This is a genomic window from Helicobacter ailurogastricus (assembly GCF_001282945.1).
GTDB lineage: Bacteria > Campylobacterota > Campylobacteria > Campylobacterales > Helicobacteraceae > Helicobacter > Helicobacter ailurogastricus.
The window spans coordinates 27,638-42,435 of sequence record NZ_CDMG01000008.1; the positions used below are offsets into that span (position 1 = coordinate 27,638).

14 protein-coding genes are annotated in these 14,798 nt (G+C 46.3%); 7 read left to right on the top strand and 7 right to left on the bottom strand.

Features of this window, described 5'->3' with window-relative positions:
• The first annotated feature begins 34 nt into the window (after nucleotides 1-34).
• The 3 genes from HAL07_RS05210 (at nucleotide 35) to HAL07_RS05220 (ending at nucleotide 3,686) form a co-directional block, all read left to right on the top strand.
• Complete coding sequence (locus tag HAL07_RS05210) at nucleotides 35-265, top strand: cell division protein ZapB (RefSeq protein ID WP_053941127.1); 231 nt, start codon at nucleotides 35-37, stop codon at nucleotides 263-265.
• Nucleotides 262-480 carry a hypothetical protein gene (locus tag HAL07_RS05215; RefSeq protein ID WP_053941126.1) on the top strand — a complete coding sequence of 73 codons (219 nt, stop codon included), beginning with the start codon at nucleotides 262-264 and terminating at the stop codon, nucleotides 478-480. Before HAL07_RS05210 ends, HAL07_RS05215 begins: the two co-directional genes overlap by 4 nt.
• A gap of 62 nt (nucleotides 481-542) precedes the next feature.
• Nucleotides 543-3,686 (top strand): Eco57I restriction-modification methylase domain-containing protein, encoded by a 3,144-nt coding sequence (locus HAL07_RS05220; RefSeq protein ID WP_053945364.1) that lies wholly within the window; start codon nucleotides 543-545, stop codon nucleotides 3,684-3,686.
• On the opposite strand, the gene HAL07_RS05225 is transcribed toward HAL07_RS05220, so the two are convergent.
• The 5 genes from HAL07_RS05225 to HAL07_RS05245 form a co-directional block, all read right to left on the bottom strand.
• Nucleotides 3,678-4,190 (bottom strand): DUF3972 domain-containing protein, encoded by a 513-nt coding sequence (locus tag HAL07_RS05225; RefSeq protein ID WP_053941129.1) that lies wholly within the window; start codon nucleotides 4,188-4,190, stop codon nucleotides 3,678-3,680. The two genes, HAL07_RS05220 and HAL07_RS05225, sit on opposite strands and share 9 nt — an antisense overlap.
• A 2-nt stretch (nucleotides 4,191-4,192) precedes the next feature.
• The gene (locus HAL07_RS05230; protein ID WP_053945365.1) at nucleotides 4,193-5,569 is read right to left on the bottom strand and encodes an aminotransferase class V-fold PLP-dependent enzyme; all 1,377 of its coding nucleotides are present in this window, start codon (nucleotides 5,567-5,569) and stop codon (nucleotides 4,193-4,195) included.
• Complete coding sequence (locus tag HAL07_RS05235; RefSeq protein WP_238374493.1) at nucleotides 5,551-5,886, bottom strand: histidine triad nucleotide-binding protein; 336 nt, start codon at nucleotides 5,884-5,886, stop codon at nucleotides 5,551-5,553. The genes HAL07_RS05230 and HAL07_RS05235 overlap by 19 nt, the downstream gene beginning before the upstream one ends.
• 56 nt (nucleotides 5,887-5,942) lie before the next feature.
• Nucleotides 5,943-8,192 (bottom strand): TonB-dependent receptor family protein, encoded by a 2,250-nt coding sequence (locus HAL07_RS05240; protein WP_202903482.1) that lies wholly within the window; start codon nucleotides 8,190-8,192, stop codon nucleotides 5,943-5,945.
• A gap of 81 nt (nucleotides 8,193-8,273) precedes the next feature.
• On the bottom strand, nucleotides 8,274-8,945 hold the full coding sequence (locus HAL07_RS05245; RefSeq protein ID WP_238374494.1) for an outer membrane beta-barrel protein: 672 nt from the start codon (nucleotides 8,943-8,945) through the stop codon (nucleotides 8,274-8,276).
• A gap of 112 nt (nucleotides 8,946-9,057) precedes the next feature.
• On the opposite strand from HAL07_RS05245, the gene HAL07_RS05250 reads away from it, so the two are divergent.
• From HAL07_RS05250 to HAL07_RS05265, 4 genes are read left to right on the top strand one after another with little or no spacing between them, the layout of a single operon-like run.
• Nucleotides 9,058-10,170: an MlaE family lipid ABC transporter permease subunit gene (locus tag HAL07_RS05250; protein WP_053941120.1), complete on the top strand. Its 1,113-nt coding sequence runs from the start codon at nucleotides 9,058-9,060 to the stop codon at nucleotides 10,168-10,170.
• Nucleotides 10,163-10,936 (top strand): ABC transporter ATP-binding protein, encoded by a 774-nt coding sequence (locus HAL07_RS05255; RefSeq protein ID WP_053941119.1) that lies wholly within the window; start codon nucleotides 10,163-10,165, stop codon nucleotides 10,934-10,936. Before HAL07_RS05250 ends, HAL07_RS05255 begins: the two co-directional genes overlap by 8 nt.
• Entirely contained in the window at nucleotides 10,921-11,775 is an 855-nt protein-coding gene (locus tag HAL07_RS05260) for an MlaD family protein (RefSeq protein ID WP_053945368.1), read from the top strand. Before HAL07_RS05255 ends, HAL07_RS05260 begins: the two co-directional genes overlap by 16 nt.
• Nucleotides 11,772-12,407 (top strand): ABC-type transport auxiliary lipoprotein family protein, encoded by a 636-nt coding sequence (locus tag HAL07_RS05265; RefSeq protein WP_053945369.1) that lies wholly within the window; start codon nucleotides 11,772-11,774, stop codon nucleotides 12,405-12,407. Before HAL07_RS05260 ends, HAL07_RS05265 begins: the two co-directional genes overlap by 4 nt.
• Nucleotides 12,408-12,483: 76 nt before the next feature.
• Here the strand turns inward: HAL07_RS05265 and HAL07_RS05270 are convergent, their stop codons facing one another.
• Both HAL07_RS05270 and crdR read right to left on the bottom strand, forming a co-directional pair.
• On the bottom strand, nucleotides 12,484-13,701 hold the full coding sequence (locus HAL07_RS05270; protein WP_156295950.1) for a sensor histidine kinase: 1,218 nt from the start codon (nucleotides 13,699-13,701) through the stop codon (nucleotides 12,484-12,486).
• Nucleotides 13,683-14,303, bottom strand: a complete 621-nt coding sequence (gene crdR, locus HAL07_RS05275; protein ID WP_274377885.1) for a copper response regulator transcription factor CrdR — start codon at nucleotides 14,301-14,303, stop codon at nucleotides 13,683-13,685. Before crdR ends, HAL07_RS05270 begins: the two co-directional genes overlap by 19 nt.
• Nucleotides 14,304-14,798 lie beyond the last annotated feature (495 nt).

A 14,798-nucleotide genomic window follows, 5' to 3' on the forward strand; every position in this document is an offset into this window, starting at 1 on the left:
ATAATGGATGCTTAATTTTGTTTAAAGGATGCACATGGGGGCCGAGGTTTTAGACAAACTCCATGAAAAAGTTGAGGACTTATTGCTAAGGTTAGCGCTTTTAGAAGAAGAGAATAAAAACCTACAACTCAAAAACGCCGCTCTAGCGACACAAAATGAGGAGAGAGATCGCCAAATTGGCGTTTTATACGAAGAGATTGCCGCCAAAGACAAGCGCATCCAAGAGATTTACGACAAAATCACCAAAGCTTTTGAAGAAACATGAATCCATCCGAGCTGATTGAAGTGAGCATCGGGGGTAGGCGCTATAAAATCACCCTCAACGAGCGTTTTAGTGCCCACACAAGGGCTGAGATTAAAGAGACCTTCCACAATAAAGAGATCGCGCCCATTGAGCTTTTTAAACTCCATTTAAACAAAATCCAAGAGATCGCCGACTTGAATGCCAAACTCGCGCAATTGTTGAGCAAAATTCCCTAGTTACTTAACTCCAAGCCTGACCTTTGCTAGTGGTTCTGGAGTGATGAGGATATTAATAAAAAATGTATGACTTTACTAAGCTAAACAAAGAGCAAGAATCTAAATATCTGACTTTCAAGCAAAAATTTTGTCGCAACGATTCACCCTTAAACAATGAGGAGTGCAAGAGCAGAGAGGACAATCTTAGAAACCAATTTGAAAACCACATCAACGCCTTGCTAAGAGAACTTGACTTTGTCCCTAAGAGTGGTTTTGAGGTGTTTAAACACGAGGTGGCGCACAAAAAGGGGAGGATGGATTGCCAATACGGCAACACTATCATTGAGTATAAAAAATACGGCTTATTAAGCAAGCCCACAGAACTTAAGAAAGCTCAAGAACAGATCAAGGGCTATCTTGAGGGCGGAGATTTTAGGGGTTTTGTGGTGTATGGTTTTTTGTTTGATGGATGCACCATCTATGCCTATAAAAGGGGTGAGGATGGAAGAATCTTTGAGGACAAAGAACATAGTGGGGAACTCACGGCGCTAAACTTTGACAACCTCATTAAAACCATTTTTATGGACGGGGTTTGTGCCATCAGCCCCCAAAATCTTAAAAAAGACTTTGGAATCCTTGACAAAGACGATCATCCCACAAACAATCAAGAAGTTTTGGCACTTGCCAAACACCTTTTTAACACCTTACAAAAGGGTGTAACAGAGAGAACAAAATTGATCCTCACAGAGTGGGAGAAACTTTTTAGGTTGGCTGAGGGGGGCGATCACGGCAAACACCAAGACATTGACAATAGGCGCATGGCATTTTCTAGGATTTTTGGCGTAGAAATCCACGCCAACAACGAATACAAGGCCCTGTTTGCTCTACACACCACACTAAGCATTATTATTAAGCTTTTATTAATAAGAATCATCAACGATAAACCAGAAGTTACTGCAAAAACCGATCTACACAAGCTCTATAAAACCAGTCATTTATCTAAGCTCAGATCGTTTTTTGGTGAGATTGAGAGGGGGGTATTTTTTAGGCAAATTGGCGTGGCGAACATGATAGACAATGACTTCTTTTCTTGGTACACCCAAGAGGATTTTAACGATGAAATCAGGACGGCACTCCAAACAATCATCTTTAAAATGTGTGGGTATGCCAGCATCGGCATCGCCACCACTTCTGCAATGCTGGACCTATTTAAAGAACTCTACCTTAGTTTTATCCCCAAATGTGTGCGGCACAGTTTTGGAGAGTACTACACGCCCTATTGGCTGGCCGAGAGAACATTTTTACTCGCCACAAGCAATGAAACGGGCAGTCTTGAGAACAGAACTTTTATCGATCCTAATTGCGGCAGCGGGACATTTTTATCTGTATTTTACAACCATAAACGCAAGGATAGCAAAAATATAGATTTTAAGGATTTTGTTAAGGGCGTTGTTGGGGTGGACATCAATCCCCTTGCAACTCTCATGGCAAAGGCCAATTTGTTGATTCAAGGGCTCAAAACTTGTAACTTTGACTCCGCAAAGAGGTATGAGTTGCCCATTTACTTGGCCGATAGCCTCTACATTCCCCAAACAATCACGATCGGCAACACAGAATGTTTTGATTATGAACTTTACACAACGGGATTACAAGAGGCTTTTAACACTGATAAAATCCGCATTTGTCTGCCAAAAAGTCTTGTGAATCGGGAGGGCTTTTTAGAAATACTCGATGAAATTGAAGCATGCATTGTCAAGAAAGACAGAAAAAGAGCCTTAAAAATCTTTGAGACGTACTTAGACCTCAACCAAGAAAAAGACTTAAAAAGAGAAATAAGCAAGAATATAGATGAACTCATTAGGTTGGAAGAAAAGAATCTAAATTCCATTTGGCTTAGAATTTTTGCCAATTACTTTAGAATGGCAAGCTACGACAAATTTGACTACATCATAGGCAACCCCGCTTGGGTACAATGGTCTGTCTTACCCGAGGCGTATAGAAACAACATTAAACAGAACATGCGCATGGATGGGCTCTTCTCTGAAGATAAAAATGTTGGGGGCAATAATTTGAACATTTGCGCCCTGATCGCCAATAAATGTTGCGAGCGTTGGCTAGCACCCAGTGGCAATTTTTGTTTTTTAATGCCAAAATCCATCTTGTTTAATAAGTCGTTTCAAGGTTTTAGAAACCTTATCATCAACACAAACGAGAAATTATATTTTAATGAGATCTTAGACTTTAGCAGGGGGGGCGAGATATTTGAGGGGGTCGGACTTGACTTTTGTGCCTTTAAAATCAACCGAGTTAAAAATAATGGAGTCATCCCCTTTGTGGATTTTTCAAAAAACAAAGATTTAAAATCTAAGGCCACCCACAACGACACTTGGGAGATGGCAAAAAAGTATTTTGAGGAGACCACAAAAGTGGCGTTGCAGCTACACACCAGCACAAATAATAATTTTCTCATCACAAACAGCCTAAAAAAAGCCCGAGAATTAAAAAGCTATCTTGGCAAATGTGCATACAAATTCAGAAAGGGCGTGAGTATAGAATGTTTAATGCGGCTTAAATTTATCAGGCTGGATGGCGAGGATCATTCTTTGGGGGTATTTCACCCCTACCATAAAGTGGGCAATAGATTACACCCCAACCAAGACAAGACAATTAAGCTAGAGTTGCAATACATCAAACCCTTCATCACTGCCCCCATGCTTATAGATGGGGGAGTTATGTTTGCAAACTCTTACGCCATTTGCCCCTATGAACCTCACACCAAGAAGCCCATGCCAAAAGAGGTGCTCCAAACAAAAGCTCCGCACATTTATAAATACCTTTTGAGCGTAGAACACGAGCTAGGCAAGGGCAGCAATTACAATAAACGAGTCCAAAGTTTTGATGAGTCTTATGGAATTTTGCGCATGGGGGTTTATGTTTGGGGAAAAAACTTTGTGTGCATCAGAGACAACACCAAACTAGCCCCCAATTTAATCCAAAAAATCAAAACAGATTGGGGTGATGAGGTTACCCCTTTATTTGATAACCACATCAGTTACATCAGCCAAAGCACAGACGGCACTGAGTTTATCCACAAAGTAGAGGCAGATCGTATTTTATCTATTCTCAAGAAGCCAGAGATTCAAGAAATCATCATGCAATCGCAGGACTGTAGAAGCATTTCAAGCCGCCTGCCCATTAAATTGACAAAAAAGGGCAAGTTACTTTAAATTCCCCATGTCTGTCACCTTGCCCCACATGAGGCGGTACTTGCGCCTCATAAACTCCACTTCCTCGCGCACGCGGTCTAATTCCTCTTGCAAAAGGGCGATGGTCTTTTTGTCCTCATCGTAAATTTCTTGCATCGAGATCAGGGCTTCTTTTAATAAAGTGTTTTCGTTTTTATAAGCAGCGATGGTCTCGTCTTTTGCCCCCACGACTTTATCGTGCAAATTTAAAATGGTGTTGATGGTCTTTTCCACATAGGCAGGGTCGGTGGGAGTGTTTTCTAGTAAAGTGGGGTAGCCCGCCTTAGCCGCCACGAGGCTTTTACTGCCCCCTCTTTTGGCAAGAATTTGCGCCGCGCTGTGTAAATCCACCCAAATTTTCTGGGCATCATGCTTGCTCTCAATACTCTTATCTTGTATAAGTGCCAAAACCCGCTCTTTAGGCAATTTAGACACGGCGACAAATTCCTCTAATTCAATCCAAGTTTTCTCGGGTTGTTTATCCATCTTTAGCCTCCACGCAAAGTTTTAACCGCCCTTTGGAGTCTATCTAAGAGATGATCGATGTCTTCAAGGCTGTGGGTGTAGTGCAAACTCACGCGCAACCACCCCGGGGCTTGCCCTTTGGCTTTGAGCGCGCAAAATCCGCTATCTTGCAAACCCAGCAAGTCATGCCCATAAGGCCCAGCGCAAGAACAGCCCGCCCGTGTTTCAATGCCATAGGCGTGGCTAAGAAGAGGGGCTAAGTCGTAGCAAGAAACCCCACTGGCGTTAAACGCCACATTGCCCACCCTCTTAGCCTGCAAATGCCCATAGATGTTTAAGGCAGGGATGTCTTGCAAACCTTGCATAAAAACCTTAGTGAGCATGCTCTCTCGGCGGCCAATAAAATTTGTGCCCAATTCATTGCGCAGTTGCAACGCCAGCGCGGCCCTTAAAAGCGGGATCAAGGCGTAAGTGCCCACTTCCTCGCGCAAGTGCGCGTCTGTGATGTACTCGTGCGTACTGCGACTCACATAAGACACCACCCCCCCACCGCTAAAGCTAGGGGGTAGGCTCGTGTCAATGAGAGATTTTTTGAGCACCAAAAGCCCACAGCTACCCACCCCGCCTAAAAACTTATGCGCCGCCACAAAACAAGCGTCTAGGGGCACGGGGCTTAAATTGCCATGCGGGGCATAGGCGGCTAAGTCAAAAGCCAGAAGGGCGTTGTGCTTTTGGCAAAGTTTAGCAATTTGCTCATAGGGCACAATGAGCCCGGTTACATTAGAAGCCGCCCCCACAGACACGATCAAAGGGCGCTCTTTGGGGTGCTCCTCTAAAAGTTTAGCAAAGTGCTCGAGTGAAAACAGGCCTTTTTTATCCAGCCCCACACGCACCACTTGACACAGCCCCTCTCTCCAGCTCACCTCATTAGAGTGGTGCTCGTAAGGGCCTACGATGACTTGGGGCAAGTCTAAATGCGCTAAATCGCCCAGCCTTTGGCGGCTTTTAGGGGGCAAGTAGATGCCCAAAATCTCTTGCAAGCGTTTAATGGCGTGACTCGCCCCAAAGCCGGCACTAAGCACCAAAAAATCTTCATTGAGCCCCAAGAATTTGCGGATGTTTTCTTTGCAACGCAAATAGACCAAATCCATTAAGCGGGCGTGTTTAGACACGCCAGAGTGGGCGTTGGCATAGTAGGGCAAGAGTTTCGCCACCCGCTTTTCTACTAAAGTGGAGGCCAGCCCTGAAGCCGTCCAATCAAAGTAGCGCACGCCCTTTTTAAGTACCACGCTTTGGCGGATGTGCTCTAGTTGCTCTTGCTTGCTATGTTCAGGCAAAAGAGGGGCAAAAATGCCCTCTAAAAACTTGTTTTGTTCTTTGTCTAAGAGAGTTTTGGCCATGCAAGCTTTGCGCCCCCTAAAATGTGAAAGTGTAAATGGGGGACTTCCTGCCCGCCATCACCGCCGACATTGGTGATGAGCCGATAACCGCTCTCTTTGATCCCCAGCACCTCCACGACCTCTAAAATAAAACCACTCATTTGCGCCATTAACTCGGGGCTGGCGGCGTTAAAATCTTTCACGCAAACTTTGGGGATCACCAACACATGCACGGGGGCTACTGGGTTGATGTCGTGAAACGCCAAAAATTGGGCGTTTTCTAGGACTTTTTGACAGGGAATTTCCCCCGCCACGATTTTTTCAAACACATTGGACACGCAAAAACCTTTAGAATTTCTGTTTATTATAGCTGATTTTAGGCCATTCATTGCGCTTAAAACTCATAGCTTAAATAGGCGGTTACTGAGCGCCCCGGGGCACTCTGGTAGCCTGTAGGGCTTGTGCCAATCCCTCTAAAGTAATACTTCATGTCAAAAATATTATTCACCTGCAAGCTGCCCACGATTTTATGCCGTCCGCTTTTCCAAAAAACTTGGCTGACTTGTAAATTCCACACCCAATACCACGGCAACAACCCCACGCTGTTACAGCCATAACTCACCCCCCCCGTTTTAGCTCCGCTTAAGGGAAAGCACGCCGTCTGTGAGCGGGCTTGATTGAGCATGGACGAGTAGGCGCGGCTGTAAAAGTAGCTAGAGAGCCCGATGGTGGTGTATTTATAGGTGTAGGTCGCGCCTAGGATGAATTGATGGGGGCTGACATAGGGGAGTTGCTTGCCCTTGATGTTAAAGGGGTGATTGACGATGCCCACAAACCACTTGGTTTCATCTAGGGCGTTGTTGGTAACCACCGCATTAATGTAGGTGTAGGCCACATGCAAGTTTAGCCCCCTTATGGGGGAGTAGTAAAGCTCTAGCTCCACGCCCTGACTTCTGGCATCCACGGGGCCGGGGCTATACCCGCCTGAGTAATAATTTTTGGCAAAAATTAAAAAATAGTTGGCATTAAAGCTCAATTTATTTTTATAGGTGTAGCGACTCCCAAACTCCATTTCGTCAAAAAGTTGGTTGTAATTGCTCGAATACAGCGCAATCATGCGATTTTGCGGAGGGATAAAACTGCGGCGGTAGTTGCCATAAAAGAGCCAACTATCTGTGGGCCTATAACCGATGTTTAAAGCCGGACTCCACTCGTTTTGGTGGGTTTTAATGGTTTGCATAGCCGTGTAATTAGGTTTTATAGGGACCTTGCGATCGTAATTTAAAAAGGTGTAGCGCAGCCCCGGGGTGAGAGTGAGTTTGCCCTTAAAAAACTCTAATTTGTCGCTCAAATAAAGGGCGGTGTAGTTGTTGTCCATGTCTTGGCTGGATTTAAGCAGAGGGGTGGCAGAGGGCATTTGGCACTTGCCATTAATTAAAGTCTTGCAAGTGGATTGCGTGGGGGCCATCACAATGTCGTTGGTCATGAAACGCAGGCCAAAATTAAGGCTTTGGGTAAGGTGTTTAGAGGCGATGTGTAAATTCACATCGGGCTCAATGGCGTTTAAGAGAAAGTGGCGGATGTGATTGACGATGAAAAAGCCGGGGTAGTTCTCGTTGGTATAGACCAGCCCCCTAGAGGGGTTGGTATTGACATTGAGGTAGTTAGAGTCGAATTGAAAATCGCGGCTCATGGCGTGCCCGTAATAGGTGAGGGTGAAGTCCCCTCCCAGTTTAGACTCATCTCCAAAGAAGCTTTTATACACCACGCCCCAGCGGTTAGCATCCCCGCTCTTTGTGTTGTTGGGGCGGTTGTTTTGGAAGCGATTAGAATCGTAAGCACTGGGGGCTAAGGACCCCGGGTCGGTTAAAGAAAATTTATAATACTGGTAGTAAGTCGTGAGTTTGTTGTTTTCATTGATTTGGTAAATCCCATCAAACATGTAGTTTTGGATGATCGTGGGGCTGTTGTAGCGAAAACCCTGTCCGGTGATGTAATTGGCCTGCGCTTGGATGCCGACATATTTATTAAACATGCCCCCCGTTTTTAAATAGGTGTTGTATAAAAAGCTGCTGGCTAAACTTTTATCTGCTGACCCAGCGCTGGAGGTGATGAACCCCCCATTAGAGCGTTGCCAAAAGGTGGTGCGCTCTGTGATTTGGTTGCTCCACTTGGTGGAGATGGGCTTGGTGATGATGTTGATCACCCCCCCAAAGGCATTGGGCCCATAGCGCACGCTCTCCCCCCCCTTAGTAACGCTGATTCGATCGACAGCTTGGAAAGTGACGGGAAAAATAGAAATGCCAATGAGCGCGTAGGGGGCAACATAAATGGGGATGCCATTGACTAAAACCAGCCCCGTGTTGCTATGCCCAGGGCTGCCCCCTCCAAAGCCCCTAATAGAAAAGCTAGGCATCGCCCCCGTGCCGGTGAAGTTGCGGATATGCACCCCAGGGACATTTTGCAAGGCTTCTTCGATGCTCTGATTGGCCTGCTGTGTGAGCTGCTTGTGTGAGATCACCGTGCGGCTGCCTAAATAGTTTTTCACTCCCGGGCTTTGCCAGCTTAAGGGGGCTTCTTCATAAGGCAAAATTTGCGTGGTCTGCACTCTTTGTAGGCGCTTTGTCGGGATGGCGTGCAACATGAGGGCTGCACTGCAAAGCAGAGTGGCTTTTCTCAAAATAACTCCAAAAATGGGACTTTTTCTATTCTAACACCCCCCGCCTTAAAACTTATACAGATACACCACATTAAACATTTGGGAAGTTTCAAAACGATCAGAGGCCAATAAAGTTTTATTGGTCGGCAAGATTTTAAAGCCCAATTCAATGCGGTGTTTAGAAAAGAGGGTCAAAGCCGCGCCCGCTTGGATGATGAGCCCAAAGGTTTTAATTTCTTGTTGGTTGCGCAATTGGAATTGGCCGTTGTCCATGTAAATCACCGCCCCCCCGCCCACGCCCGCATAAAAGCCCAAAAAATGCTGGTAAGAGGGGGTGAGGCTAAACTCAATGGGGATTTCTAACCCCGCTGAGGCCACGCCGTAAAAAGAGTCTTGGCGGGGTTTGTTAAAACGCCAATTAACTTCAGAAGTGGCTAAGTCTAAAGCCGCAAACACCTTAAGCCCTACAAAACTTGAAAAGAAACTCTGATACCCCCCCTTAAAGCTTAAAATGACGGGGAAGGTTTGGGTTTTGCCCTGCGCGGTGTCTTTTTTAATGTCGATCATGCCAAAACCCATGCCAAAAAACCCCCCATCTTTGGCCTTGCGCTGTTTTTGTTTGTTTTTTAGGCGCTCGTATAGCCGCGCTTCTTTTTGCAAGGATTTTAAAAATTTTTTAGCGTCTGTTTGTGCTTGCAGGGGAGAGGCTAGCCAAACAAAGCCAAGTAAGCACAGCAAAAACCCCAAAAAGCGCATGGAATTGATATTTACCCCGAATAGTGTATAATCACCTATCATAACATAAAATGGTGGTTAAAATGTCCGGGTTGATGGCACACAAGGGGGGGGTTTGCTAAACCAAAGCACGGCTTATATACAGGCCAAAATCTTAGTTTTGCAGGGAGATTGGGACTTTAAGACCTCGGCGCGCTCCTTGTCCCACCTTAAACAAATTCTAAAGGACGCGCCCCCTATTGAAGCGATTGACTTTAAAGAAGTGGGGAGTTTGGATTTTGTCTTTTTGATGTTGCTTTATGACCTGCTGGGGCGGCGCAAACCTAAATTTTTAAACCCGAGCGCTTACAACACCCGGGTGTTAGAAGTGGTGGAAAGCTGGGTCAGGGCAAACCCTAGCATTTTACAAGAAGAGCATGTGTCTCGGGTGTTTAAAAACCCCTTAGAGCGGCTAGGGCGGGGCGTGACTTCTTTTTACAACACTCTATTAAACACCTTTAATTTCTGTGGCATGGTGATTTATTTTGTAGGGCTGGCCCTTATCCGCCCTAAATCCATTTGTTGGACTCCGCTCACTTACCACATCCACGAGAGCGGTTTTAAGGTCTTGCCTGTGAGCATTTTAACGGTCTTTGTGGTGGGCTTTGCGATCGCTTTGCAAGGGGCGATGCAATTACAAGAGATGGGCTTTCCCATGATGAGCATTGAGATGACGGCCAAATTAGCCCTAAGAGAGATGGGCCCCTTTATTTTGGCTTTAGTGGTGGCAGGGCGCAGTGCCTCTAGTTTTACCGCCCAAATTGGGGTGATGAAGATCACTGAAGAGCTGGACGCAATGAAAACGATGGGGCTTAACCCCTTTGCCTTTTTAGTTCTGCCTAGGGTGTTGGCTTTGATGATCGCCATGCCCTTGATGGTCTTTTTGGCCGATGTCTTTGCCCTGCTCGGGGCGATGATTGCCATTAGGTATCAATTGGGTGTGGGCTTTGCCCACTATGTCGCCCGCCTGCATGACAATGTCGGTGTGTCACACTTTTTTGTGGGGCTGATCAAAGCCCCCTTTTGGGGTTTTGCGATCGCGCTGGTGGGCTGTATGCGCGGGTTTGAGGTGAAGGGCGACACCGAGTCGGTGGGTAAGCTCACCACAATCAGTGTCGTGAATGCTCTTTTTTGGATCATTTTCTTAGACGCCGCTTTCTCTGTGATCTTTGGCAAGCTCAATGTCTAACCCCTTAATCTTGGTTGAAAATATCCACACCGCCTATGGGGATCGCGTGATCCACAGGGGGGTGAGTTTTAGCGTGGATAAGGGGGAGGTGATGGCGATTTTAGGGGGGAGTGGGAGCGGTAAAAGCACGCTTTTAAGGAGCATGATTTTATTAAACCGCCCCATTAAAGGCACGATCAAACTCTTTGGCACAGACATTTGGAAACTGAAAGAGCGGGAGCGCAATAAGATTTTCCAGAGGATCGGGGTGTTGTTCCAATTTGGCGCGCTCTATAGCTCACTCACAGTGTTAGAGAATGTGGGGGCGATGCTTGAGGAGTACAGCTTTTACCCCCAGCACAACATCATTGAGATCGCCAAAATGTGGCTGGAGCGCGTGGGGCTTAACAAAAGCACTTACTACCTTTACCCCTACGAGCTCAGTGGCGGGATGAAAAAGCGCGTGGGGCTTGCTCGGGCAATGGCGACCAACCCTGATATTTTATTTTTAGACGAGCCCACAAGCGGGCTAGACCCCTACTCGGCAGACAAATTCGATGAGCTCATCCACGCACTCAAAGAAGCTTTGCGGCTCACCGTGGTGATGATCACCCACGATTTAGATTCTGTGAAAAACACGGTGGATCGCTTCATCATGCTCAAAGACGGCTTGATTGACTTTGACGGCACGCTGGCAGATTTTACAGAGCGCGCCAGAAGTAAGCCCCTTGAGGAGGGCAATTTGTTTAATTCCACACGAGGAGAAAAGTTTTGGAAAGGCATGTGAATTACACACTCATTGGTGGGCTTTTTCTAGCTTGTATGGTGTGTATGGTGTTTTTCATTTTATGGTTAGGCCATGTCAACTTAGAGGATAAAAACTACCTAAGCTATGTGGTCTATACGGATAAAGATTTAGGCGGAATCAGCACAAACACCCCCGTCAATTACAAAGGCATCCAAGTGGGCTCTGTACGCCAAGTGGGTTTTGACAAGGTGCATTTAGGGGTAGTGAAGATCACTTTGCGCATTTTAGGCCGCGTGCCCGTACGTAGAGACTCTTCTGTCAAGGTCGAATCGCAAGGCTTGGTGGGGATGAAGTATTTGAGTCTGATCCAGAGTGATTCAAAGGAATTTTACAGCAAAGACGATTCTGAGCGGGTGCTAAACTACCAGCAAAGCTTTTTAGAGCAACTTGCGGGCAACGCCGGGCACATTTCTAGCGAAGTGCTCTACATCATCCGCAGCATCGATAAAATTTTAAGCCCCCAAAACATTGAGAACATCACCAAAACCATCGCCTCTATCCAAAAAGCCACACAGGGCCTAGACAACACCCGCGTGGCCCTAAACAACTTGCTAAAAGATGCCAGCACGACTCTAAAAAAAGGCGACACTCTTGTGGCTGATGGGGATGTTTTAGCCAAACACACCGATCAGCTCATTAGAGACATCGACTCTAAGGTCCGCGACAAGCAATACGATTTTAAAACCATGCTCTCCCCGCTGATCATGCAAATGCAACTGAGTTTGCGCCACATCGATAACTTTGTGCAAAAAGGCTCTAACTTGATGGATAAATTTGATGCCAACCCCTACAAAACGATATTTGGGGATCGAAAATGAAAGCAAAAACCGGGCTTTTTGTACTCCCCTTACTTTTTACGGGGTGCTTGAATTTAAACCTGAAACAGATTTTGCCCTCCGTGAAAGACTACGATTTAAATGTAGGGGCCATAGAGGCACAAACCTGTAAAAGCACCTTGAGCGTGGGCTTGCTCGAAGTTTTGAGCGCGGATTTATACAACACAAAATCCATCGTTAAACGCACTTTAGGAGGGGAGATCACCTACCTTAAAGAACAAAAGTTCGCCGATGCGCCGACCAATATGTTTAAGCGCATGCTCTTCTTGCAAGCCCCCAAACATTGCATCTCCATCTCACCCGCCCCTTATGCCAACGCCCCAAGCACGCTCCAACTCAATGTCCTAACCCTTGCTCTTTTAGACGACAACACGGCTGAGGTGGTGCTGGATTACACCTTAACAACGGGTGCAGAAAGCCAGCACAAGCGCATTGTCCAAAAACAACCCATCCCAAAAGAGCAAGACCTTTCACAAATCCAAGCCTTGCAACGCGTGAGTTTAAAAGCCATTGATCAGCTCTTAGCCCAAATCGAGCAGATCACGCCTAAAAAGGAACAACAAAGTAAAGACGAGGGTTTGAAGGGGCCAAAGTTAAACAAACCCATATTTTAAGGGAAGCGAGCATGGCTCGCGCGTAGCTCGCACATGGCTCACGCACAGCTCGCGCCAAGTTTGGTTGTTGCTTTTCTTAAAAGTTAGGGAAATGCACTTTAAAGACATTACAAAATTGATGAGGGGTTTGCGTGGGGTGGCTCTCAATCTCTAGTTCCAGTCCATAGCGCATGCAAATTTGTTGCACCAAGTCCAGCCCGATTCCATAGCCCTTTTGGGCATGATCTAGGCGGCTGTAACGCTCAGTTAAAGCCTTAATTTTGGCTTCTGGGATGGCTGCTCCGCTGTTTTTCACTTGCAAACAATCGTTTAAGATCACTTCTACAAAACCCCCCGGTTGGTTGTATTTAATGGCATTCATTAAAAGATTGCTCACCAAAGCGGTGATGTCCTCTTCGCAGGCCTTAAAGGTTTTGGGCTCTAGCTGGCTGGTGAGGGTTAAATGATAAAAGGCAGCCATCTGCTCGAGTGTAACGATTTGCTGTGCCACAAGACTTTGCAGGTCTAAAAGGCGGGGCTCTTCTTGGCGCAAATCCTGAAAACACAGGTAGGACAAGCGATCGTAAAGGTGGGAGATGCGTTGCGCGCTGGCTAAAATCCCCAACACTTTAGGATCGCTGCCTTGTTTGTGTAGGGCCTTTGCAGCGATCAAAAGGGCAGCTATGGGGGTGTTGAGCTCGTGGGCGGTGTTTTGGCTAAAGGTGTTGATGCGGCTGCGCTCACTGGCTAGGGGCTGTAAAAATAGCCGCGCTAAAAAGAAAGACATCACCCCCACACAAGCAAAAACCCCAAAAAAGATCAAGAAAACCCGGCGATAAAGCGCGGTGAATAAATGCGCGGGGTGCTCCTCTTCTAAGATCACCAAATCCACGCCCAAGTGCCCAAAGGTCTTATTATCGACCAAGTAAAAGGCGTTGTCTTGATCCAAAAACACGGGAAAAGGACCCTCCCTGCCAAAGAAAGCAAGGCTTGTGGCATCGCCAAAGTCGTGGTTGTAGAGTACATGCCTAGCCGCATCCAGCAGTGCAAAATGTAAATGGCTGTATTTATGGGCTAAAGTCTTAAACGGCTCGTCTAAGTGGTGCATGTGCGCTTGGATGATGTCTTGGGTGAGTTGGTTACTCTGGCTTTGCAACCGACTTTGGGTGTTTTCTAAAAAAATGCTCTTGGCGTTGTGCAGGAATAAAAGGGCGATGAAGACAATGAGGACAAAGGAAGAGCCCAAATACAGCCCGACAAAACGGCGCAACGATTGCTTTTCATAGGTGTTGAGTTTCATGGAATTTTTAAACAATAGCCTAACCCCTTGATGTTTTGTAATTGCTCTTTGCCTAAGAGTTTGCGTAAATTTTTAATGTGGCTGCGCAGGGTCGAGCTGTCTATGCCCTCATAATCCCACACATTGGCGATGATCTGCTCGCTGCCCAACACTTGGTTTTTATGGCGGATAAAAAATTCTAAAAGGCGTTTTTCTTTGGGGCTTAAAAAATGGGGTTTGTCGGTGTGCAACACCCCATTTTCATAAAAACACTCAGGGCCAATTTGCAACTTGGGGGGGGCAAGCAAGCGCTCCATGCGCAGGCGCAATTCCTCCAAGTCAAAGGGCTTTTTAAGGTAATCGCTCGCCCCCACGCTAAAAGCGCGGCGCAGGGCGTGTATGTCGTTACGCGCGCTGATAAAAATCGCCGGGGTACTGATGTCTAAATCCCGCAGGGTTTGCAACACCCCAAAGCCATCGCTCTCGGGTAACTGAATGTCCAAAAGCAAGAGATCAAAGCTCTGTTGGCTCAAAATTTCTAAAGCCCCCGCTTGGTTATACGCCCCCACGAGTGCAAAGCCCGCATGCTCTAAAAACTCCGCTAGGACTTTATGCAACAAGACATCATCTTCTAGCAAAAAAAGCTTTTTCATAGCGCGTATTCTAACATTTTTTGCTATATGGGGGGGTTTTACCCAAAAATCCAAGCTTTAGCCAAAAAACCCCTGCATTTGGGTTTTTTTGGATTTTGTCAGGGGGAATTTTAGCTCTTTTAAGGCTTTTTGGTGTCCCACATCAACCCCACTCGTCCCAAAGTGGTTAATCTGCTAAGTCAAAGACCACAGGAAAACTCCAAGTGCCCCATTATAGCACCCCCAAACCTTAAGCCATTTTGGGGCACATCAGGGCACAAATCCCCTAATCTTGGGGCTTTTGAGGCGCTCAAAGCACGGTTAGCCACATTCACCACAAAAACCCTAAAAACTCCTCTAAACCCCCCAACGCATGGCCATGCCTTGAGCGGCCAAAAAAGGGCAAATTAAGGATTAACCCTTGCTAACCATTCCCCTTTTCTATAGATTATATCTTATCAAAACCACATTGGAGGTAACATATGCTAAGAGCCATTCTAA